The sequence below is a fragment of the Actinoplanes sp. NPDC049599 genome (assembly GCF_044465625.1).
In the GTDB taxonomy this organism is placed as follows: domain Bacteria; phylum Actinomycetota; class Actinomycetes; order Mycobacteriales; family Micromonosporaceae; genus Actinoplanes.
Genome location: NZ_JBITLX010000046.1, coordinates 1 through 21256, shown reverse-complemented (window position 1 = coordinate 21256; position 21256 = coordinate 1). Strand labels below are relative to the sequence as shown.

The 21256-nt window shown below is 71.4% G+C and carries 22 protein-coding genes and 1 pseudogene; 5 read left to right on the top strand and 18 right to left on the bottom strand.

Annotation, left to right across the window (positions count from 1 at the left end):
- Positions 1-22 precede the first annotated feature (22 nt).
- Positions 23-1210 (top strand): aminotransferase class V-fold PLP-dependent enzyme, encoded by a 1188-nt coding sequence (locus ACIBQZ_RS41355; RefSeq protein ID WP_396094430.1) that lies wholly within the window; start codon positions 23-25, stop codon positions 1208-1210.
- A 5-nt stretch (positions 1211-1215) separates the two neighbouring features.
- Here the strand turns inward: ACIBQZ_RS41355 and ACIBQZ_RS41350 are convergent, their stop codons facing one another.
- The 18 genes and pseudogenes from ACIBQZ_RS41350 to ACIBQZ_RS41265 all read right to left on the bottom strand — a co-directional run bounded on the left by ACIBQZ_RS41350 (position 1216) and on the right by ACIBQZ_RS41265 (position 14875).
- Positions 1216-1698, bottom strand: a complete 483-nt coding sequence (locus ACIBQZ_RS41350; protein ID WP_396094429.1) for a murein hydrolase activator EnvC family protein — start codon at positions 1696-1698, stop codon at positions 1216-1218.
- A 66-nt stretch (positions 1699-1764) separates the two neighbouring features.
- On the bottom strand, positions 1765-2091 hold the full coding sequence (locus ACIBQZ_RS41345; protein WP_023561849.1) for a DUF2469 domain-containing protein: 327 nt from the start codon (positions 2089-2091) through the stop codon (positions 1765-1767).
- Positions 2088-2906, bottom strand: coding sequence for a ribonuclease HII (locus tag ACIBQZ_RS41340; protein ID WP_396094428.1), 819 nt, complete (start codon positions 2904-2906; stop codon positions 2088-2090). Before ACIBQZ_RS41340 ends, ACIBQZ_RS41345 begins: the two co-directional genes overlap by 4 nt.
- A complete protein-coding gene (locus tag ACIBQZ_RS41335) occupies positions 2906-3352 on the bottom strand; it encodes an NUDIX hydrolase (RefSeq protein WP_396094427.1) in 447 nt (148 codons plus the stop codon). The genes ACIBQZ_RS41340 and ACIBQZ_RS41335 overlap by 1 nt, the downstream gene beginning before the upstream one ends.
- A 41-nt stretch (positions 3353-3393) precedes the next feature.
- Positions 3394-4050 (bottom strand): signal peptidase I, encoded by a 657-nt coding sequence (lepB, locus tag ACIBQZ_RS41330; protein ID WP_396094426.1) that lies wholly within the window; start codon positions 4048-4050, stop codon positions 3394-3396.
- Positions 4047-4949: a signal peptidase I gene (gene lepB / locus ACIBQZ_RS41325; RefSeq protein ID WP_396094425.1), complete on the bottom strand. Its 903-nt coding sequence runs from the start codon at positions 4947-4949 to the stop codon at positions 4047-4049. The genes lepB (ACIBQZ_RS41330) and lepB (ACIBQZ_RS41325) overlap by 4 nt, the downstream gene beginning before the upstream one ends.
- Positions 4950-5133: 184 nt before the next feature.
- Entirely contained in the window at positions 5134-5493 is a 360-nt protein-coding gene (gene rplS, locus ACIBQZ_RS41320) for a 50S ribosomal protein L19 (protein WP_396094424.1), read from the bottom strand.
- 119 nt (positions 5494-5612) lie between these two features.
- On the bottom strand, positions 5613-6377 hold the full coding sequence (gene trmD, locus ACIBQZ_RS41315) for a tRNA (guanosine(37)-N1)-methyltransferase TrmD (protein WP_396094423.1): 765 nt from the start codon (positions 6375-6377) through the stop codon (positions 5613-5615).
- Positions 6377-6943, bottom strand: coding sequence for a ribosome maturation factor RimM (gene rimM, locus ACIBQZ_RS41310; RefSeq protein ID WP_396094454.1), 567 nt, complete (start codon positions 6941-6943; stop codon positions 6377-6379). Before rimM ends, trmD begins: the two co-directional genes overlap by 1 nt.
- Positions 6944-6957: 14 nt before the next feature.
- Positions 6958-7215, bottom strand: a complete 258-nt coding sequence (locus tag ACIBQZ_RS41305; protein WP_023561857.1) for an RNA-binding protein — start codon at positions 7213-7215, stop codon at positions 6958-6960.
- 118 nt (positions 7216-7333) lie between these two features.
- A pseudogene (gene rpsP, locus ACIBQZ_RS41300) lies at positions 7334-7768 on the bottom strand (30S ribosomal protein S16); the annotation flags it as partial.
- 1343 nt (positions 7769-9111) lie between these two features.
- Positions 9112-9765 carry a DUF402 domain-containing protein gene (locus tag ACIBQZ_RS41295; protein ID WP_396094422.1) on the bottom strand — a complete coding sequence of 218 codons (654 nt, stop codon included), beginning with the start codon at positions 9763-9765 and terminating at the stop codon, positions 9112-9114.
- Between the two features lie 2 nt (positions 9766-9767).
- Positions 9768-11174, bottom strand: a complete 1407-nt coding sequence (gene proS, locus ACIBQZ_RS41290) for a proline--tRNA ligase (RefSeq protein ID WP_396094421.1) — start codon at positions 11172-11174, stop codon at positions 9768-9770.
- A gap of 246 nt (positions 11175-11420) precedes the next feature.
- A complete protein-coding gene (locus ACIBQZ_RS41285) occupies positions 11421-12497 on the bottom strand; it encodes an amidohydrolase family protein (RefSeq protein ID WP_396094420.1) in 1077 nt (358 codons plus the stop codon).
- A gap of 25 nt (positions 12498-12522) precedes the next feature.
- The gene (locus ACIBQZ_RS41280) at positions 12523-12732 is read right to left on the bottom strand and encodes a hypothetical protein (RefSeq protein WP_396094419.1); all 210 of its coding nucleotides are present in this window, start codon (positions 12730-12732) and stop codon (positions 12523-12525) included.
- Between the two features lie 14 nt (positions 12733-12746).
- Entirely contained in the window at positions 12747-12941 is a 195-nt protein-coding gene (locus ACIBQZ_RS41275) for a hypothetical protein (protein ID WP_396094418.1), read from the bottom strand.
- Positions 12942-13007: 66 nt separating this feature from the next.
- Positions 13008-14570 (bottom strand): signal recognition particle protein, encoded by a 1563-nt coding sequence (ffh, locus tag ACIBQZ_RS41270; protein ID WP_396094417.1) that lies wholly within the window; start codon positions 14568-14570, stop codon positions 13008-13010.
- A gap of 65 nt (positions 14571-14635) precedes the next feature.
- Positions 14636-14875: a hypothetical protein gene (locus ACIBQZ_RS41265; protein WP_396094416.1), complete on the bottom strand. Its 240-nt coding sequence runs from the start codon at positions 14873-14875 to the stop codon at positions 14636-14638.
- Between the two features lie 278 nt (positions 14876-15153).
- Between ACIBQZ_RS41265 and ACIBQZ_RS41260 the strand changes: the two genes are divergently transcribed.
- The 4 genes from ACIBQZ_RS41260 (at position 15154) to ACIBQZ_RS41245 (ending at position 21085) form a co-directional block, all read left to right on the top strand.
- Entirely contained in the window at positions 15154-16995 is a 1842-nt protein-coding gene (locus ACIBQZ_RS41260; RefSeq protein WP_396094415.1) for a stealth family protein, read from the top strand.
- A 29-nt stretch (positions 16996-17024) separates the two neighbouring features.
- Positions 17025-18272, top strand: coding sequence for a nucleotide sugar dehydrogenase (locus tag ACIBQZ_RS41255; RefSeq protein ID WP_396094414.1), 1248 nt, complete (start codon positions 17025-17027; stop codon positions 18270-18272).
- A 5-nt stretch (positions 18273-18277) separates the two neighbouring features.
- On the top strand, positions 18278-20365 hold the full coding sequence (locus tag ACIBQZ_RS41250) for an acyltransferase family protein (RefSeq protein WP_396094413.1): 2088 nt from the start codon (positions 18278-18280) through the stop codon (positions 20363-20365).
- A 231-nt stretch (positions 20366-20596) separates the two neighbouring features.
- Positions 20597-21085, top strand: a complete 489-nt coding sequence (locus ACIBQZ_RS41245; protein ID WP_396094412.1) for a CAP domain-containing protein — start codon at positions 20597-20599, stop codon at positions 21083-21085.
- The last annotated feature ends 171 nt before the right edge of the window (positions 21086-21256 follow it).

The window sequence follows — 21256 nt, the reverse complement described above, 5'->3', positions numbered from 1 at the left end:
CGGCACCACGTACGATCAGGGCGTGAGCGCCGGAGATCCGCCCCCGCCCATCCCGGGAGCGCGGCTCCTCTTCTCCCTCGATCCGGCCACCGCCTATCTCAATCACGGCTCCTTCGGTGCCGTGCCGATCGGCGTGCAGCGCACCCAGCAGCGGCTGCGGGACGAGGTCGAGCGCAACCCGATGGCGTTCTTCTCGTCGCCGGGGCTCGCCGACCGGATCGTCCATACCCGACGGCATCTCGCCCACTTCCTCGGCGCCGACCCGGACGGCAGCGCTCTGGTGCCCAATGCCACCAACGCGGTGTCGCTGGTGCTCCAGTCCGTGCGGCTGACCTCCGGGGACGAGGTGCTGCTCACCGATCACGGCTACGGCGCCAACGCGATCGCCGTGCGGCGGCAGTGCCGGCGGGACGGGGCCAGCGCGCGCACCGTCGCCCTGCCGCTGGACGCCTCGGACGCCGAGGTGGTGTCGCGGATGCGCGGGGCGTTGCGGCCCGGCAAGACCAAGCTGGTGATCGTCGACCAGATCACCTCGCCCACCGCGAAGGTGCTGCCGGTGCGCGAGATCGTCGCCGCGGCCCGGGAGCACGACATCCCGGTGCTGGTGGACGCCGCGCACGTGCCCGGCATGGTGCCCGTCCGGGTCGACCGGCTCGGCGCCGATTTCTGGGTGGGCAACCTGCACAAGTGGGCCTTCGCCCCGCGCGGCACCGCCCTGCTCACCGTGGCGCCGGCCTGGCGCCGCCGGATCGAGCCGCTGGTGGTGTCGTGGGACCACGAGACCGGCTTCCCGCTCTCGGTGGAGTCGCAGGGCACTCTGGACTACTCGGCGTGGCTGGCGGCGCCGACCGGGCTCTTCACCCTGCGCACGCTGGGGGTGGAGTCGGTGCGGGCGCACAACGCGGCGCTCGCCGCGTACGGTCAGCGGGTGGTCGGCTCGGCACTCGGGCTGACGCCGGCCGAGCTGCCGGAGCCCGGCGCGGCCGAGGCCGCGATGCGGATCGTGCCGCTGCCCTCCGGCACGGCCACGACGCAGCCGGAGGCGCATGCCCTGCGCCAGCAGATCAGCGACAAGCTGGCGACCGAGGTGGCGGTGAACGCCTGGGGCGGCCGGGGCTGGCTGCGGCTGAGCGCGCAGGTCTACAACCGCCCGGAGGAATACGAGACGCTGGCGGAGCGCCTGCCACCCCTGCTGGCGTCGCTGCGCTGAGCCGGTCACAGCGGCAGCAGGCGGACGCGGCCCAGGCCGAGCAGGGTGAGCGGGTCGAGATAGTCCGCGCCGCGGCGCAGTCCCCAGTGCAGGCAGACCGGCGCGGGACAGCCCGGGTGGGCGGGCGCCAGTGTGCCGATCTCCTCCCCGGCCGCGACGGGGTCACCGGGGTGGTGGCCCGCGGGCAGCACCGGCTCGTAGGTCGTGCGCAGGCCGCCGGGGTGGGCCACGCTGACGACGCCGCGGCCGGCGAGCTGCCCGGCGAAGACGATCGTGCCCGCGCCCGCGGCCCGGATCACCGCGCCGGGGGCGGCGGCCAGATCGGCGCCGCGGTGCCCGGCCAGCCAGGGCCGCGCCGGCGGATCAAACCGCCGGACAACCCGGCCCCCGTCAACCGGCCACCCGAACCCCGACCCACCCGGCCCGGCAAAGCCGGAGACCCCGGCAGAGCCGGACAACACCAACAGCACAGAGAGCAAGAGCACCATGCGAGGCATGGTGCTCTTGACCGAGAACGGCCGCGACCCACCCTGTGGATAACCGCGGCCGGCGGATCAGCTGCCGCCGAAGCCGGCCTCGTCCGGGAGTGAGATGTCCGGCTTTTCGAGTTCCTCCACGTTGACGTCCTTGAACGTCATCACGCGAACGTTCTTCACGAAGCGGGCCGGCCGGTACATGTCCCAGACCCAGGCGTCGTGCATCTCGACCTCGAAGTAGACCTCGCCGTCGGAGTTGCGGACGTGCAGGTCCACCTGGTTCGCCAGGTAGAACCGGCGTTCCGTCTCCACCACGTACGAGAACTGTCGGACGATGTCGCGGTACTCCCGGTAGAGCTGCAGCTCCATCTCGGTCTCGTACTTCTCGAGATCTTCTGCGCTCATCGCTTCTCGCCCTCCATGGCCTCATCTTCCCCCACCGGCACCGGCGGCCGAGGCTGCTCGCCCGACGCCACGCCGACGGTACCCTCCACTGCTGGCCAGAGCATCAGCGGCTCGGCGGTGACCGGGGGCAGAATCGCCGGGCGGCGGGCCCGGGGCGGGCGGTTGCCGCGTCCCGAGACGGCTGCCACGTTCACGTACGAGAAGCGGTGCTCCACGCACGGCCCGTGCCGGGTCAGCGCGGCGCTGTGCTCGTCGGTGATGTAACCCTTGTGCACCGCGAAGCCGTAGTCCGGGAACCTGCCGTCCAGCTCCACCATCAGCCGGTCCCGGGTGACCTTGGCGAGCACGCTGGCCGCCGCCACGCAGGCCGCCACCCGGTCACCCTTCCACACCGCCAGGCCCGGCGCCCCCAGCCCGTCGACCGGGAAACCGTCGGTCAGGACGTACTCGGGGCGGGTGGTGAGCGACGCGAGCGCGCGGCGCATCGCCGCCAGGTTGCACACGTGCAGGCCGCGGCCGTCCACCTCGGCCGGCGGGACGATCACCACCGACCAGGCCAGCGCCCGCGCCACCACCTCGTCGTAGACGCGTTCGCGGGCGGCGGCGGTGAGCAACTTGGAGTCGGCGAGCTCGTCGATCTCGCCGCGTCTGCCCTCGGGCAGGATCGCCGCGGCGGCCACCAGCGGCCCGGCGCAGGCGCCCCGGCCCGCCTCGTCGGCGCCGGCCACGTGCCGGAAGCCACGGCGCTGCAGCGCCCGTTCGAGGGCGTAGAGGCCGCCTTCGCGGCGCACGACCGTGCGGGGCGGGCTGAGCATCAGCGCACCCGCCGCAGCAGGTCGGCGAGGTCGATCGGGTAGATCTGCTCAGCGGAGGCGGCCAGCTCGGCGGTGGACCACCAGCGGTGATCGGTGATGGTCCGCTGTTCCTCGGTGTCGAAGCCGGCGGTGTCGACCTGCCACTCCGCCACCCGGTACAGGAAGAAGTGCTGGTGCTGCCGGTACTGCCGGCTGTCGTAGCTGAACTCGGCGGTCTCGTGGTGCACCGGCGCACCGAGGTCCTCGGGCGCGACCTTCAGCCCGGTCTCCTCGTGCAGCTCCCGGGCCGCGCCCTGGGCCGGCGTCTCACCCTCGGCCAGGCCGCCGCCGGGGGTGAACCACCAGTGCTGCTCCGGGCGCGCCGGGTCGCTCCCGTGCAGCAGCAGCGTGCGCTCCGCGGCATCGATGAGGAGAACCCGGGCGGCCCGTCGTTCGATGAACGTCACGGCACCAGCCTATTGCGCCGGTGGTCGATCTTGATGCCGGGTCAGTTGGCGGCGGCCGGGGCCGGTACGCCGTCGAACCCGCTGGGCACGGAGAGCCAGGTCGCCCGTCCCACCGGCCAGAAGATCGTGAAGGCCCGGCCGACGATCGCGTCGGTCTCGATCGTGGCCTCCTGGATGTCCTCGGTCTGCTCCCAGTGCTCCAGCGAGTCGCCGGAGGCGGAGCGGTGGTCGCCCATGACCCAGAGCCGGCCGGCCGGCACGGTGATGTCGAACTTCTCGTCCGCGGCCGGGTCCTGCTTGCCGTCCGCGTCGGTGTAGATGTACGGCTCTTTCAGCGAGTGCCCGTTGATCATCAGGTGCTCCTCGGCGTCGCAGCAGACCACGTGGTCGCCGCCGACGCCGATGATGCGCTTGATGAAGTCCTCGCCCTCGGTGCCGCTCTGCCAGTCGGCCGGGGCCTTGAAGACCACGATCTCGCCGCGGCGGGGCTCCCGGAAGTCGTAGACGAGCTTGTTCACCAGCACCCGGTCCCAGACGTTGAGCGTGTGCTCCATCGAGGGCGACGGGATGTAGAAGGTCTGCAACACGAAGGCCCGCACCAGGACCGCGACGAGGATCGCCACTCCCAGCAAGATCGGTAGCTCGCGCCAGAACGAACCGCTGCGCTTGGCCTCGGAGTCGGTGTGCTCGTCAATCACGATCGGAGCCTACGTCCCCGGGGCCGCCACCACAGTCCGGAACGCGCGGATACGCCGACACTTAAGAGGAACGGCAGCATAACCGCAACCGTGCCCGGGTCGGGTGCGGGACGCGAATCAGCACCCGTGGGAGCGGCCGCGATCGGGTGGTCGGCGGCGTACGCCTTCCAGTTGTCGGGCACGGAGAGGCTGGTGAAGTGGCTGGTCGGCCACACCACCACGAAGGCCCGGCCGATGATGTTGTCGATCGGCACGGGGCCCTGGCAGCGGGCGTCCTGCGACACCAGCCGGTGGTCGCCCATGACGAACATCTCATTCGCGGGCACGGTCACCTCGGCGAACCGGCGGCTGGTGCACTGCCGCGGGTTCGGCGGCGCGTCCAGCGGCGAGTCCTCGAAGATGTACGGCTCGTCGACCGGCTCGCCGTTGACCGTGATCCGGCCCTGGTCGTCGCAGCAGGCGATCTTGTCGCCGGGCAGCCCGATCACCCGTTTGATGAAGTCCCGCTCGCCCGGCCGGCTGACGCCCACCAGGTCGCCGATGGTCCGGCCCAGCTTGGCGCCGAAGGTGTTGCTGATCGGCTCGGCCGGCTGCTCGGGCGCCCAGTTGTCGGTGCCGCGGAAGACCACGATCTCGCCGCGCAGCGGGTCGCGCATGTCGTAGACGACCTTGTTGACCAGGACCCGGTCCTTGATCGCGAGGGTGTTCTCCATCGAGCCGGACGGGATGTAGAACGCCTGCACCAGGAAGGTGCGGATCAGCACGGCGAGGCAGAACGCCACCACCAGGAGCAGCGGCAGCTCCTGCCAGAGGGGCATCTCCTTGCGGCGGATCACTCGCCCGCGGCGACGTCCGGAGGAGGAGGCTCGATACCCCTGCATCGGTTCCACGCTTAGCATCTCCCGCCGCCGTCCGGTCGAGCCGCCCCGGATACAGCACTACCGCCCGGAATCCCCTCGCGGGGGCATGGCGGGCGGTAGTGCGAATGGTCCTGCTGAATTCCCATCCGTCACTGACGCAAGAGTAGTGCGCTCGCGCAGTAAACGTCAGTCCGAGTGAATACGGCCCGGACCGCCGACGGGTTCAGCTGACCGTCTGCTTCTCGCGCAGCTCCTTGATCTTGGCCTTCTTGCCACGGAGCTCACGCAGGTAGTACAGCTTGGCGCGACGCACGTCACCGCGGGTCACGACCTCGATGCGGTCGAGCTGCGGGCTGTTGATCGGGTACGTCCGCTCGACACCCACGCCGAAGCTGATCTTCCGGACCTTGAAGGTCTCGCGCAGCCCGCCGCCCTGGCGGCTGATCACGACGCCCTGGAAGACCTGGACGCGGGAACGGTTGCCCTCCACGACCCGCACGTGCACCTTGACGGTGTCGCCGGCCCGGAAGACCGGAATGTCGGTGCGCCGCGACTGGGCGTCGAGTTCGTCCAGCGTGTTCATCGCTGCATCCTCGTCGTACTCAAAGCGCACCGGGAGTTCGATGCGCGATTGGGGTGATTCTGACCCGCAAGCGGGGTCCTCGTTCGGCGCCACGGCGTGGAGCTCGAACGGCAACCTCACTACTTTGCCACACCCGGGGGCGGGATCCGAAATCCGGCCTCGTCGAGAGCGGCCCGGTCCTTCTTGTCGAGAAGATCATCGGGATAGGCGGCCAACATGTCCGGCCGCCGGGCCGCGGTCCGCAGCAGCGATTCCGTACGCCGCCAGCGCGCGATCCGCCCGTGATCACCGGAGCGGAGCACCTCGGGCACCGCCCGCTCCCGCCACACGGCCGGCTTGGTGTAGACCGGCGCCTCCAGCAGCCCGGCCGCGTGCGACTCCTCGGTCAGCGACTCGGCGTTGCCCAGCACCCCCGGCAACAGGCGGGTGACCGCTTCCATGATCACGATGACCGCGACCTCGCCGCCGAAGAGCACGTAGTCACCGAGCGAGACCTCACGCACCGGCATCCGGGCGGCGGCATCGTCGAGCACCCGCTGGTCGATGCCCTCGTACCGGCCGCAGGCGAAGATCAGGTGGTCGAGCGCGGCCAGCTCGTGCGCGTCGGCCTGGGTGAACGGCTTGCCCACCGGCGACGGCACCACCAGCACCGACTCCGGCCGGGCGACCGCGTCCAGCGCCGCCGCCCACGGTTCCGGGCGCATGACCATGCCGGGGCCGCCGCCGTACGGGCTGTCGTCGACCGTGCGGTGCACGTCCGAGGTCCAGGTGCGCAGGTCGTGCACGGACAGGTCGAGGATCCCGGCGCCGCGGGCCTTGCCCACCAGCGACAGCTCCAGCGGCGCGAAGTATTCGGGAAAAATGGAAACGACGTCGACGCGCATCAGAGCTCTAGCAGACCCTCCGGCAGATCGACGACGACCCGACCGCCGGCCAGGTCAACCGTCGGCACCATCTGGCTCACGAACGGGATGAGCGCGGTGCCACCGGCGGCCTTCTTGAGCACGATCAGGTCGGAGGAGGGCGCGTGGTCGATCCGGTCGACCGTGCCCAGCACCGTGCCGTCGACCGACTCCACGGTCAGCCCGGCCAGCTGGTGGTCGTTGAACTCGTCCGGATCCTCGGGGTCGGCGACCTGCGAGCTGTCGACCTGCAGCAGCACGCCGCGCAGCGCCTCGGCGGTGTTGCGGTCGACGACGCCCTCGAACTGGGCGATGCCCTTGCCCTGGTGCCAGCGGATCTGCTCCAGCACCAGCTTCGCCGGCACCTGGTACGCGACCCCGGGCACGGCGGCAGGCGCCGGGCCGGCACTCACCCGGCGATCCCGAGGGACCTCCGTGGTGAACGCCGACCCGGCGGCAAATCTCGCCTCTGGATCATCGGTCCGCACCGTCACGAGCACTTCCCCACGGATCCCGTGGGGCTTACCGATCTGACCGACGACCAGCAACATCAGGCAGCAGCTCAGTACGCGTCGACGATGTCGACGCGGATGCCGCGCCCACCGATCGAACCGATGACCTGACGCAGCGCCTTGGCCGTGCGCCCGCCCCGCCCGATGACCGTTCCCAGGTCCTCGGGGTGGACGCGCACCTCGAGCCGCTTACCGCGGCGCGAGTCGACCAGCCGGACCCGGACGTCGTCCGGGTTGTCGACGATGCCCTTGACGAGGTGCTCCAGCGCAGGCCGGAGCGCCCCGTCAGTTCGCGTCGGCGCCGGCACCGGCCGGGTCCTTCGCGTCTGCGGCAACAGCCTCACGGTTCGGCTCGGCCGGGTCGACGGCCTTGGTGTCGCTCGGGCGGGTCTCGGCAACCTCCGGCGCGGCCGGGGTCTTCTCGGCAGCCTTGTCGGTCGCCTTCTCGGCAGCCTTGTCGGCGGCCTTCTCGGTCGCCTTGGCCTTCTTGGCGGGCTTGGCGGCCGGCGCGTCAGCAACGCCCGCGGCAGCCTTGGCCTCGGCCTCGTAGGTCGCCAGGCGGCTGACCTTCTCCGCCTTCATGAGCAGCGGAGGCGGGGCCGGCAGGCCCTTGAACTGCTGCCAGTCGCCGGTCTTCTCGAGCAGCCGCTGCACGGCCTCGCTCGGCTGCGCGCCGACCGAGAGCCAGTACTGCACCCGCTCCGACTTCACCTGGATGATCGAAGGATCTTCCTTGGGCTGGTAGATACCGACGTACTCGATGGCGCGGCCGTCACGCTTGGTGCGCGAGTCGGCGACGACGATGCGGTACTGCGGGTTGCGGATCTTGCCCATCCGCAGGAGCCGGATCTTTACGGCCACGGTCTTGTTCGCTCCTGTTGCGATGACGACCGGCCCGCCTGGGAGCCGGTACGTGGGTGAGAGAACGGAACCCACGTGGGGATATGGGACCGATGCCTCGAGGACTGGCGCTACGTGGGGAGTTAGAGGGCAGCTCACGCACGCCGGACCTGTCCATTCTGCCAGAGGGACCGGGCGCATCCCAATCGCCCCCGGCACAACCCCAAAACCAAAGATCAAATTCTTCCGGTCGTGCCTGATTGCATGGCTCTGACCGTCGCTCCCGCCGAACGCCGGCTGATTGCATGCCCAAACCCGGCACACCCACCCACCACACCCCACAACCGCGGTGAGCCACCTGCCACGCCTCCACAACACCAACCCACCACCACCCACACCCCGCCACAGCCCCACCCACCAAGCCGCCCAGCACCCCACCCAGCCCAGCACACCACCCAGCCCCACCCACCACGCCGCCGCCCCGCCCAGCACACCATCCAGGCCCAGCCCCACCCGCCACGCCGCCGCCCCGCCCAGCACACCACCCAGGCCCAGCCCCACCCGCCACGCAGCCCCTACCGCCACGCCACCCAGCCCCGCCCGCCCGCCAGGCCGACTTCGACAGCGCCGCCACCACCTGAGCAACCCGGATCCGCCGCGCCTCCACCAACCACGGATCTTGTTGCACTCCGGTCAGAAACCCCGACACGCCTCATCAAGATCTGCGCAGATCCCACCAGCGGGCAGCGAAGACGGGCGGCAGGCAGCGACCTTGAGGCAACCAGCGGGCAGCAGTCGCCAGATGGCGACCGGCAACAGGCTGGCGGGCGGCGGGCGGCGGACGGCGGACGGCGGACGGCAGGCCAACTGGGCGGCAGGCGGCAGGCGGCGAGCGGCGAGCGGCGAGCGGCAGGCCAACTGGGCGGCGGGCGGCGGGCGGCTGGCGGCTGGCGGCTGGCGGCTGGCGGCTGGCGGCTGGCGGCTGGCCAACCCCACCTGCTCAGCGCCACGGACGGGCTGGATGCATCGGAGATCTTGGTAGGATTTGGCCCCTATGACGGCCACTTCCTACCAAGGTCTACTCGAAGCGAAGCTGAAGGACGGTGGCGAGCGGAACCCGTGCGCGAGGCGTGACCCGACGCAAGGCGCGGCTCAGAGGCGAGGGGACGCGGTTTACAGGCCGGTGCAGCGAAGGCGGGTGCCACTCACACGCAGGACGTGTCGGCGCCACCCGGGATGAGCCAACACCACCCAGGACAAGCCAACGCCGCGCGGGTCAGAGGCGACAGCGCGACTCACCGGCGGGAGCGCGACTCACCGGCAGGCAGATGCGGCTCAGGATTCGGGCTGCCAGTGGTGCGGGTTCAGCGGCGGGGTTCGGCGGGGCGGTTCCAGCCCGGGGGCAGCGTGGTCGGCGGGTGCCACGCCGGGTCCGGGGTGTAGTTCGTCCAGGTGCCGTCGAAGGGGAACTCGCCCGCCTCGATCAGCTTGATCACGCGGAGGCCCTCGGCGCGGACCGCCGCCTCGTCGTGGACCCAGTAGTGTTCCGGGAACGCGAGGCGTTCGGTGAACTCGTCCTCGTCCTTCCACTCCCAGCTGCGGTCCGGGCGGACCACCACGTCCAGGTCCTGGTCGATCACGTCGATGCCGGCCATCGGGCCGTCGTCCCAGCGCAGGGCCCGTTCCTCCAGGTTGACGTACCAGCCGGTGAAGCGGTGCTGGTCGTCGCGGAAGAACCAGATCGAGTGGTCCGCGTCCGGCGGGATGAACTTGAGCACGCCCGGGCCCTGCCAGCTGACCGTGATGATCTTCGTGGGCAGCGCCGTCCACTCGTCGAACGGCATGTCGCGGATGCCGCGGCCGTCCTCGGCCACCTCGATCGCCACCGCCGAGCCGCGGGCCAGCCAGAGCAGCAGCCCGCGGTCGTCGTCGCTGACCACCCGGCACGGGCGCACGGCTGCCAGCCGTGGCCCGTCCACGTTGCGGTAGAGGACCTCGCGGCCCGGCGCGAAACGCACGCTCAGTAGGAACGCGCCAGGATCGCGACCAGGCCGGGCTCGTCGTCGGAGTCCGGCATCGAGCCGTCCTCGCGGAACAGGCAGCGTACGGTCACCGCCTTGCCGTTCGCCTCGGCCTCGCCCTCGGTGCCGACGGCGGACCACGGCACCTGGGCCCAGCCGGTCTGCGCCGCCTCGATCGCGTCGCCCAGCGTCTTCACCTCGACCGTGTTGGCCTCGCGGAACGCCAGCGCGTCGTCGTACATGCGCTGCTGGTCGGTGCGCAGCGCGTCGACCACCGTCGGGACGACCTCGGCCAGCGCCACCGGCGACTTGGTGCCGTCGATGCGGCGGGCCACCACGGCGTTGCCCGCGGTGAGGTCGCGCGGGCCCACCTCGATGCGTACCGGAACGCCCTGGAGCTCGGCGTCCACGGCCCGGCGGCCGAACGGGATGTCGGCCCGGGTGTCGAGCTTGACCCGCACGCCGGCGGCCTTGAGCTCGTCGGCGAGCCGGGTCGCGGCCTCGGTGACGCCCTCGCCGGCCTTGACGACCATGACCTGCGCCTGGATCGGCGCGATCCGCGGCGGCAGGCGCAGGCCGTTGTCGTCGCCGTGCACCATGATCAGGCCACCCATCATCCGGGTGGAGGTGCCCCAGGACGTGGTCCAGGCGTGCTCGACCTTGCTCGCCGCGGACGAGTAGGTGATGTCGAACGCCTTGGCGAAGTTCTGCCCCAGCTCGTGCGAGGTGCCCATCTGCAGGGCCTTGGTGTCGCCCATCATGGCCTCGACGGTCATGGTGTTGGTCGCGCCGGCGAACCGCTCGCCCTTGGTCTTGCGACCGGGTACGACCGGGATGGCCAGCATGTTGACCATGAACTCCTCGTACACGTGCTTGTGGATCTGGCGGGCGTAGTCGCGCGCGTCCTCGAACGAGGCGTGCGCGGTGTGGCCCTCCTGCCAGAGGAACTCGGTGGTCCGCAGGAACGTGCGGGGCCGCAGCTCCCAGCGCACGATGTTGGCCCACTGGTTCAGCAGCAGCGGCAGGTCCCGGTACGAGTCGACCCACTTGGCCATGAACTCGCCGATGACCGTCTCGCTGGTCGGCCGGACCACCAGCGGCTCGGCGAGCTGCTTGCCGCCGGCGTGGGTGACCACGGCCAGCTCCGGCGAGAAGCCCTCGACGTGCTCGGCCTCGCGGCGCAGGTAGCTCTCCGGGATGAACAGCGGGAAGTACGCGTTCTGCGCGCCCGCCTCCTTGATCCGGCGGTCCATGTCGGCCTGCATGTGCTCCCAGATGGCGTAGCCGACCGGCCGGATCACCATCGTCCCGCGCACCGGGCCGTTGTCGGCGAGCTGCGCCTTGGCGATGAGGTCCTGGTACCAGCGGGGGAAGTCCTCCGCACGGGGAGTGAGCACGCGAGCCATGAGGACGCATCGTAGTCGGCCCCGCGGGAGCGACCCGCAGTGGCTGGGCACCGCGCCGTTTCGGCAAGATCAAGATCAAATTCCAGAACCGGTCGTGCCTGGCTGCATCTCACCGCCCGTCGCTCCCGCCGAGACCGGGGCGGGCGCTGGGGCGCCCACCCCTGCCATCTGATTGCCGACACGACCGGCGGTTGTCGCGGCCGTCGCCGACGACGCGCCGCGGACCGGACCCGCGGCCGGCTCTCGTCAGCGGATCACCCGGCCCTTCAGGACGATGCGCTGCGGGGCTCGGACGACGGCCAGGTTCGTGCGCGGATCGGCCGGGTAGACGACCAGGTCGGCGAGGCCGCCTTCGACCAGACCCGGGAAGCCGAGCCAGGCCCGGGCCCGCCAGGACGCCGCGGCCAGCACGTCGGCGGCCGGGATGCCGGCCTCGTGCAGCAGCAGCATCTCCTCGGCGGCCAGGCCGTGCCGGATGCTGCCGCCGGCGTCGGTGCCCACGTAGATCGGCACGCCCGCCTCGTGCGCCGACGCCACCACCCGGGGGAAGCCGTCGCGCAGGGCGAGCATGTGGTCGGCGTATCCGGGGAACTTGGCCCGGGCCTGGTCGGCGATGCCGCCGAAGGTCCGGATGTTGATCATCGTGGGCACCAGGGCGGTGCCCCGGCGGGCCATCTCGTCGATCAGGTCGAGCGACAGGCCGGTGCCGTGCTCCACCGAGTCGACGCCGGCCCGCACCATCTGCGCGACGCCTTCCTCGGAGAACGTGTGCACGGCCGCCCGCGCCCCGGCGGCGTGCGCGGCCTCGACGGCGGCGGCCATGGTCGCCGGGTCCCAGGAGGGGGCGAGGTCGCCGACGGAACGGTCGATCCAGTCGCCGACCAGCTTCACCCAGCCGGTGCCGGCCTTGGCCTGGGCGGTGACGGTCGCGACCACGTCGGCGGCGTCGACCTCGATCCCGATGTCACGCAGATAGCGCCGGGTCGGCGCGACGTGCTGCCCGGCGCGGACCAGCCGCGGGATGCCGGGCTCGTCGTCCAGCTCGGGATACGGGTACGGCGACCCGGCGTCGCGCAGCGCCAGCACGCCGGCGTCGCGGTCGGTGTGGGCCAGCTCGCGGGCCTGGTCGAGGCTCTCGATGGGCTTGGCGCCGTACTGGATGCCGAGGTGGCAGTGCGCGTCGACCAGGCCGGGCACGACGTAACCGCCGTCGCTGATGGTCTCGGCGCCGGCGACCGGCTCCAGGGTGATGCGGTCACCGACCAGCCACAGATCGCGGACCTCGTCATCGGGCAGCAGGACCCCACGCACATGCAACGCCATGCGTATGTCCTACCCGATCACCGGCTCAGCTGTCCCGGCGGGCGACCTCGCGAATGCGATCACGTTTGCGGGTCCACGCCGGGAGGTCCAGGGTGACTTCCCAGGGCCGGTCGACGGTGACAACCTCAGCCGTCTCGAGCCTGCTCTGGTACACCCCGTCGGTACCCAGGCAGAACTGCGTGAACGTCACGCGGTCGGCCAGCGGATCGATGATCCAGTAGGACGGGATGCCCACCTCGGCGTACTTCGTCAGCTTGAGCCGACTCTCAAACTGAGAAGCTGGTGAAGGAGAAGGGCCAAAGGGGTCAAGACGAGCCTTCCGTCGATCAACTCATAGTGGAGCCCCTCAGGGAGGTCCACGATGTCGTCGACGGTCAGGTCGTCGCGGCGCAGCAGATCGAGCTCGCCCGGCGACAGCGAGCCCAAGGGCACGGAAACGGTCATCGGCTCCTCCTGGAGGGGTTCACCGTTCACCGCACTAGCTCCGTGACTAGTTGTCGTGTGCCGATGTCAGCGCTTGTCGTCGCCGGGCTTCTTGGGGTTCTGGAGCTTGTTGAAGTCGATCTTCGGGAGCTTGAAGCCCGGCGGCAGGCCCTGCCCCGGTCCCCCGCCCAGCGCGCCCGGGTCCAGCCCCGGCGGCAGCTGCGGCATGCCGCCCGGGAAGCCGCCCGGCATCCCGCCCACGCGCGGCCGGTTGCCGCCCTTGGTGCCCTTGCGCTTGTTCTTCGGGCTCTTGGTCGCCTTGCGTCGGCCGGCGCCGGGCAGGCCCATCATGCCGCCCATCTGCTTCATCATCTTCTGTGCGTCGGTGAAGCGGTTGAGCAGCTGGTTGACGTCCATCACCGTCACGCCGGAGCCGTTGGCGATGCGGACCCGGCGGGAGCCGTTGATGATCTTCGGGTTGGTGCGCTCGCCCGGGGTCATCGAGCGGATGATCGCGGTGACCCGGTCGAAGTGGCTGTCGTCGAGCTCGGCGATCTGGTCCTTCATCTGGCCCATGCCGGGCATCATCGCCAGCACGTTGGCGATCGGTCCCATCCGGCGGACCGCGATGAGCTGGTCCAGGAAGTCCTCCAGGGTGAACTGCTCGCCACCGAGCAGCTTGGAGGTCATCTTCTCCTTCTGATCCTCGTCGAAGGCCTGCTCGGCCTGCTCGATGAGGGTCAGCACGTCGCCCATGCCGAGGATCCGGCTGGCCATCCGGTCCGGGTGGAAGACGTCGAAGTCCTCGAGCTTCTCGCCCGTGGACGCGAACAGGATCGGCTGGCCGGTGACGTGCCGCACGGACAGCGCCGCGCCGCCGCGGGCGTCGCCGTCCAGCTTGGACAGGACCACGCCGGTGATGCCCACGCCGTCGCGGAACGCCTCGGCCGTGGTGACCGCGTCCTGGCCGACCATCGCGTCGATGACGAAGATGACCTCGTCCGGGTCGACCGCGTCGCGGATGTCGCGGGCCTGCTGCATCATCTCGGTGTCGATGCCGAGGCGGCCGGCGGTGTCGACGATGACGATGTCCTTCGCCGTCCGCTTGGCGTGCTCGATCGAGTCCTTGGCAACCTGGACCGGGTCGCCCACGCCGTTGCCCGGCTCGGGGGCGTACACGTCGACACCCGCCCGGCCGCCGAGGACCTGGAGCTGGTTGACCGCGTTGGGGCGCTGCAGGTCGCAGGCGACCAGCAGGACCTGGTGGTTCTGGCCCTTGAGGTGCCGGGACAGCTTGCCGGCCAGCGTGGTCTTACCGGAGCCCTGCAGGCCGGCCAGCATGATCACCGTGGGCGGCTGCTTGGCGAACTGCAGCCGGCGGCCCTCGCCGCCGAGGACGGTGATGAGCTCCTCGTGGACGATCTTGATGATCTGCTGGGCGGGGTTGAGCGCCTGGGACACCTCGGCGCCGCGGGCCCGCTCCTTGAGGTTGGCGATGAACGACTTGACCACCGGCAGCGCGACGTCCGCCTCGAGCAGCGCGAGACGGATCTCGCGCGCGGTGGCATCGATGTCGGCGTCGGTGAGCTTGCCCTTGCCGCGGAGCTTGGTGAAGATCCCGGAGAGGCGGTCGCTCAAGGTGTCAAACACGGCGCAACTTCCCGTTGGTCTTTAGGTGCGGAGATGACCGCAAGCCTAGCCGCCCGGCGGAACGCTCACCGGTTGCGCATCCGGTACGTCTTCGCCGCCGCCTCGATCCGCCGCTGGTTGCGGGTCCCGGGCGCCAGCGACTTCTTCGCCCGGCCGTACAGGTAGACCCCGCCGCCGACCACGATCGCGCCCACGATCAGGTACGCCAGCGCGCCGACCAGCACCTGGAGCAGCTGGATCGCCACCCAGCCCACCACGATGACGCCGGCGATCGTCGCCACCAGGTACGCGATTGCTTTGCCCATCTCAGCCTCCTGAAGAAGAACCCACCCGTGTCCACCATGCGCCCCGCCCGCAAGTGAGCGCATCCGGGCGGACCCGTAGGGGTGGCCGTCCGCCGTTCCCCTCCCGCCACCTGCGCAAATCCCGTATACCGCAGATAACAGGCAAATAAGGCAAACAGTACAGACGTCCGAAAAGCCGATATCGACCGCAACCTTCCGACGAATCGGGCCGTTGAGGCACGAGGAACCGGGCGGCTGATGCACCGGCCCCGACGATCATCCGGCGGAAGGACAACGGCGTGCCCCTGCGACGGATCCTGCGACTGACTCCCTGGCGAGTGCGCACGCGCATCCTGAACACGGTTCAGCATCGGATCCTGCCCCGCGTCGCGCCGGACCAGCGCCTCGGCATGGCCCGCCGGGTTGTGCACCTGTCCGCGCCGCCCCGGCTGCCGCTGATGCGCACCGCGCCGGACGCCCCGACGATGCGGGTCCGGGCCGGCCGCGGCTGGGTCACCGCACGCCGGGATCCCGCGGCCAGCCCGGCCGGCGTCCGGCGGCAGAACCTCGACCGCGTCGTCGCCGCCCTGGACGCGGCCGGCGTCGACTGGTTCCGGGTGCCGACCCGCGAGTTGCAGCACACCGCGGTGGCCGTACCGGAGCAGCACCGGGCCGTGGTGGTCCGCCTGCTGGAGGAACTCACCGAGGCCGGCACCGGTTTGCTCCAGATCGTCCGGCCGCGCGGGCGCAAGGGCCGCCGGGCCCGGCGCGGCGCGGAGGTGCTGCGGGTCTGCTGGCCGGTCACCGACCCCGACGGCAGCCTGATGCTCGGTCTCGACCTGGGCTGCGAGGTCGAGTTCTGGCGCGAGCGCGACGGCATGCTGGCCGGGCCGCGGGCCAACCCGATCGCCGACGTGATCCCCGCCGACGAGCCGGTGGTCTCCGCCGCCGAGCCCACCTTCGGCGCGTTCAGCGCGCCGGACGACACCACCCGGTACCGGACCCGGGAGATCTTCACGACGCCCGGCCTGGACCGGATCAGCTTCCCGATCGACGCGGTCTACACCTGGGTCGACGGCGGCGACCCGGCCTGGCAGGCCCGCAAGGCCGCCGCGCTGGGCGGCAACCCCTGGCTGGACGACGCCAGCCCGCTGGCCAGCAACGACTCCCGGTACGCCTCCCGCGACGAGCTGCGCTACTCGCTGCGCGCCCTGCACTGCTTCGCCCCGTGGATCCGGCACATCTTCCTGGTCACCGACGACCAGGTGCCGGCCTGGCTGGACACCGGCAACAAGCGGATCACCGTGGTCAGCCACAAGGAGATCTTCGGCGACACCGGCACCCTGCCGACCTTCAACTCGCAGGCCATCGAGAGCCGGCTGCACCGCATCCCGGGCCTGAGCGAGCACTTCCTCTACCTCAACGACGACGTGTTCCTGGGCCGGCCGGTCGGGCCCGAGCTGTTCTTCACCGCGGGCGGGCTGACCCGGTTCTTCCCGTCCACCGCGCAGGTCGACGCGACGCCCCGGCGCGCGACCGACCCGCCGGCCGACTCGGCGGGCAAGAACAACCGGGAGCTGATCCGGGAGGCCTTCGGCCGGGTGCTGACCCGCAAGATGAAGCACACCCCGCACCCGTCCCGGCGCGGCGTCATCGCCGAGATCGAGGAGCGTTTCTTCGAGCACGTCGACGCGACCGCGAACCACCAGTTCCGGCACCCCGACGACATCTCGCTGCTCTCGTCGCTGCAGCAGCACTACGCGTACCTGACCGGGCGGGCTGTGCCCGGCTCGATCGAGTACCGCTACGCCGACCTGGCCGCGCCGGCGACCCCGTTCAAGCTCGCCAACCTGCTGCGGAACCGCAACCTCGACGCGTTCTGCCTCAACGACACCGACTCCGGCCCGGCCCTGGTGGCCGATCAGGAGGCGATGCTGGCCGACTTCCTGCCGGCGTACCTGCCCTTCGTCTCGCCGTACGAGCTGAGCTCGCCGCGGCCCGCCACCGCACCGCAGCCGGCACCACCCGCGCTGCCGGGCCGGCAGGTGGGCCGCGCCACGCCGGTCACCGCCGGCGCCCTGCCCGCGCAGCACGACCGCGGCACCGGCGAACCGACCTCCACCAACACGTCCGTCGCCTGACCGGCGCTCGATCAAGGAGTACAGATCCCGTGACCTACGACGCCGTCATCCTCGGCCTCGGCTACGTCGGCCTGCCGCTGGCGCAGCAGGCCATCCGGGCCGGCATGTCCGTGCTCGGCTTCGACGTCAACCCGGCAGTGGTCACAGCGCTCGGCGCGGGCCGCTCGCACGTCGACGACCTCTCCGACGCCGACGTGGCCGGGATGGTCGCCGGTGGGTTCCGCACCACCACCGACGAGACCCTGATCGCCACCGCGGACGTCGCGGTGATCTGCGTGCCGACGCCGCTGTCCGAGGGCGACGGCCCGGACCTGCGCGCGGTCACCGGCGCGACCGAGGCGATCGGGCGCAACCTGCGCCCGGGCATGCTGGTCGTGCTCGAGTCCACGACCTACCCCGGCACCACCGACGACGTGGTCCGGCCGCTGCTGGAGCAGCTCTCCGGGCTGGTCGCCGGGCGCGACTTCCACCTGGCGTTCTCGCCGGAGCGGATCGACCCGGGCAACGAGCGGTTCGGGCCGCGCAACACCCCGAAGGTGGTCGGCGGCTTCTCGGCCGGGTGCACCGACCGGGTGGCGGCGTTCTACGGGCGGTTCGTCGACACGGTCGTGCGCACCCGCGGCACCCGCGAGGCGGAGACCGCGAAGCTGCTGGAGAACACGTACCGGCACGTCAACATCGCGCTGGTCAACGAGATGGCCCGGTTCTGCCACGAGCTCGACATCGACCTGTGGGACGTCATCCGGGCCGCGTCGACCAAGCCGTTCGGCTTCCAGGCGTTCTATCCCGGGCCGGGGGTGGGCGGGCACTGCATCCCGATCGACCCGAACTACCTGAGCCACAACGTGCGCAGCAAGCTGGGCTACCCGTTCCGGTTCGTGGAGCTGGCCCAGGAGATCAACGCGACGATGCCGGCGTACGTGGCCCGGCGGGCGCAGAACCTGCTCAACGCCGACGGGCAGGCCGTGCACGGGGCCCGGGTGCTGCTGCTCGGGGTCACGTACAAGGCGAACATCGCCGATCAGCGGGAGTCGCCGGCCACCCCGCTGGCCCGGCAGCTCGCCGCGCTCGGCGCGGAGGTGACCTTCCACGATCCGTACGTCAAGGAGTGGAACGTGCCCCGCACGGACGACCTCGATGGCGCTACCGCCGCCGCGGACCTGGTGATCCTGGTGCAGCACCACCGCGAGTACGACGCCGACCACCTGGCCCGGCTCGCCAAGCGGTTCTTCGACACCCGGGGCGTGACCCGCGGCACGGAGGCCCACCGACTGTGACCGAGATGAGCACCGTGCCGGTCGCGCCCGCACCCCGCCGGCACCGGCCCACCGCACCCGTTCCGGGTGGCGCGCCCGCCCCGGAACCGGCCCGGCACCGGCGGGACATCGAGGGGCTGCGGGCCGTCGCGGTGCTCCTCGTGGTCGCGTACCACTGTGGTCTGCCCTTCATCGGCGGCGGCTACGTCGGCGTCGACGTCTTCTTCGTCATCTCCGGCTTCCTGATCACCGGACTGCTGCTGCGCGAGGCGCAGCGCACCGGCCGGGTCTCGATCCCGCGGTTCTACGCCCGCCGGGCGATGCGGCTGCTGCCCGCCTCGAGCGTGGTGGTGGTCGCGACGGTGGTCGCCTCGGCGGTGTGGCTGCCGCCGCTGCGGCTGGCCGAGATCGTCTCCGACGCGCTGCACACCTCGGTGTACGCGATGAACTGGCGGCTGGCCGCGATCGGCACCGACTACCTGAGCGCGGAGTCGGCGCCCTCGCCGTTGCAGCACTTCTGGTCGCTGGCCGTGGAGGAGCAGTTCTATCTGGTCTGGCCGCTGCTGCTGCTGGTCGTGGTGCGCCGCGGCAGCCGCGGGCTGGCCCCGGTGCTGGCCGTGCTCACCGCCGGCTCGCTGGCGGTGTCGGTCTGGCAGACCCAGCACAACGCCGGGTGGGCCTACTTCGGGGCGCACACCCGGGCCTGGGAGCTGGGCGCCGGCGCGCTGCTGGCGGTCGGCGCGGCGCGGCTGCGGCAGCTGCCGCCGCTGCCCGCGAAGCTGCTGATCGGCGGCGGGCTGTCGGCCATCGTGGTCGCGGCGCTCAGCTACACCGCGGCGACTCCGTTCCCCGGCTACGCCGCCCTGCTGCCGGTGCTGGGCACGGCGGCGGTCATCGCGGGCGGCTGCGCCCGCCCGGCCGGGCTGCTGGGCGTGCCGGTGCTCCAGGTCGTCGGCCGGCTCTCCTACTCGTGGTACCTGTGGCACTGGCCGGCGCTGCTCATCGCGCCGTTCGTGGCCGGCCGGCCGCTCGCCGGCTGGGAGAACGTGGTGGTGGCGCTCGGCGCGCTGGTGCTGGCCGCGCTGACGTACGCGCTGGTGGAGAACCCGGTACGGCACCTCGCCGGGCTGCGCGACCGGCCCTGGCGCGGCCTGGGCGCCGGCGCGGCCCTCTCGGTGCTGGCCGCCGCGCTGTGCGTCCTGATCGGCTTCACCTCCTCCCACGCCTCCCGGCCCAACGCCTACCGGGCGGCCCCGCTGGACCCCACCACGTACGACGTCAAGCAGCTGCCCCGCTCGATCGCCGCCGCCGTGCGCCTGCCCGCGGTGCCGGGCAACCTCACCCCGCCGCTGGACCGGGCCGCCAAGGACAAGCCGCGCTACTACCGGGAGGGCTGCTCCGGCGACTTCGCCGACCCCGCGGTCAAGAAGCCCTGCGCGTACGGCGACCTGTCCTCCCCGACCACCGTGGTGCTCTTCGGCGACTCGCACGCCGGGCACTGGTTCCCGGCGCTGGAGGCCGCCGCGCTGGCCCGGCACTGGAAGCTCGTGGTCGTCACCAAGAGCGCGTGCACCGCGGCGGACGGCGTGATCTACCTGGAGCAGCTCAAGCGGGAGTTCACCGAGTGTGTCCAGTGGCGCAAGGAGGCCTGGCGGTACACCCGGTCGTTGCGCCCGGCGAAGGTGGTCGTGGCGTCCACGTACCCCAGCAACGACCTGCTCGGTGTGACCGGCACCCAGGACCAGGCGTGGGCCGCGGCCTGGCAGCGGAGCATCGGGCGGCTCTCCGCGCCCGGCACCGAGGTGTACTTCGTCAACGACACCCCGTGGCAGGCCGGGCCCGCGCCGGATTGTCTCTCCGCGCACATGGACGAGCCGTCGGCCTGCGCCCGGGACCGCCGGAGCGCGATCAACCTGCCCGGGCGGCGCAAGCTCATCGCGGACACCGTACGGGCGGCCGGCGCGACGGTCATCGACCCGACACCGTGGTTCTGCACCGCGACCAAGTGCCCGTCGGTGATCGGCAACATCCTGGTCTACCGCGACATGCACCACGTCACCACCGCGTACAGCCGGTTGCTGGCCCCGGTCCTCGGCGCCGCCCTGCAACGCTGACCCACCAGTACGGCCAGAGGCCCGGCGGCACCCGCCGGGCCTCTTTGTGCTCCCGTACCGCAACCGGCGGACACCGCCGCGGCAACCCCGGCACGGCAGGCACCCCAGCCGCAACTGAGCACTCACACCAAGGCACCTGAAGAGGCATCAGCGAACCCCGCGGGACTTCCGAAGGGAATGGCGTACCTGGCGAACGAAGCGTCCAGGCGGTGTTCCTCGAAAGGTTGACCCGTGCAGAAGACCCTGGTCCGTCGCCTCGCCACCCTCGCGATGATCCCCGCCGCGCTGGTCGGCATGCTCGTCACCGCCGCCCCCGCCGAGGCCGCCACCCCGTCGTTCACCACGCTGCAGACGCAGGTGGTGAGCCTGTCCAACAAGGAGCGGGTCAAGGCCGGCTGCAAGGGCCTGCGGGTCAACGCGGAGCTGCTCTGGGCCGCCCGCGGCCACAGCAAGTACATGGCGGCGACCGGCAGGTTCAGCCACACCGGCGCGGCCAGCTCGTCGTTCGTCGCCCGCGCCAAGGCCGCCGGCTACACCGCCGCGCGCAGCGAGAACATCGCGTGGGGCTACCGCAGCGCCGCCGAGGTCGTCAACGCGTGGATGAAGAGCCCGGGCCACAAGCGCAACCTGCTCGACTGCGGCGCCAAGACGTTCGCCGTCGGCGTGGTCTTCTCCGCCAACGGCACCCCGTACTACACCCAGGACTTCGGCAGCCGCTGACCGCGGCGCCACCCAGGCTCTACCCGCCCCCCGAAAGACCGGCCGGCATGCCCCCGCATGCCGGCCGGTCGCATTCCTAGTGCAGCACCGCGTTAGTTCGTCGGGGGTGGGAGCCATGCGGTGGGGTCGTTGAGGTAGAGGCCGCAGGCGCAGTCGAGGGCTTCTTCCGGG

What these genes read in the sequence shown, in the direction of transcription:
- ACIBQZ_RS41350 (WP_396094429.1), bottom strand. Translation starts at nt 1,698, where the DNA reads ATGGTGCTCTTGCTCTCTGTGCTGTTGGTGTTGTCCGGCTCTGCCGGG.
- ACIBQZ_RS41345 (WP_023561849.1), bottom strand. Translation starts at nt 2,091, where the DNA reads ATGAGCGCAGAAGATCTCGAGAAGTACGAGACCGAGATGGAGCTGCAG.
- ACIBQZ_RS41340 (WP_396094428.1), bottom strand. Translation starts at nt 2,906, where the DNA reads ATGCTCAGCCCGCCCCGCACGGTCGTGCGCCGCGAAGGCGGCCTCTAC.
- lepB (WP_396094425.1), bottom strand. Translation starts at nt 4,949, where the DNA reads ATGCTAAGCGTGGAACCGATGCAGGGGTATCGAGCCTCCTCCTCCGGA.
- rplS (WP_396094424.1), bottom strand. Translation starts at nt 5,493, where the DNA reads ATGAACACGCTGGACGAACTCGACGCCCAGTCGCGGCGCACCGACATT.
- trmD (WP_396094423.1), bottom strand. Translation starts at nt 6,377, where the DNA reads ATGCGCGTCGACGTCGTTTCCATTTTTCCCGAATACTTCGCGCCGCTG.
- proS (WP_396094421.1), bottom strand. Translation starts at nt 11,174, where the DNA reads ATGGCTCGCGTGCTCACTCCCCGTGCGGAGGACTTCCCCCGCTGGTAC.
- ACIBQZ_RS41285 (WP_396094420.1), bottom strand. Translation starts at nt 12,497, where the DNA reads ATGGCGTTGCATGTGCGTGGGGTCCTGCTGCCCGATGACGAGGTCCGC.
- ACIBQZ_RS41275 (WP_396094418.1), bottom strand. Translation starts at nt 12,941, where the DNA reads ATGACCGTTTCCGTGCCCTTGGGCTCGCTGTCGCCGGGCGAGCTCGAT.
- ACIBQZ_RS41265 (WP_396094416.1), bottom strand. Translation starts at nt 14,875, where the DNA reads ATGGGCAAAGCAATCGCGTACCTGGTGGCGACGATCGCCGGCGTCATC.
- ACIBQZ_RS41250 (WP_396094413.1), top strand. Translation starts at nt 18,278, where the DNA reads ATGAGCACCGTGCCGGTCGCGCCCGCACCCCGCCGGCACCGGCCCACC.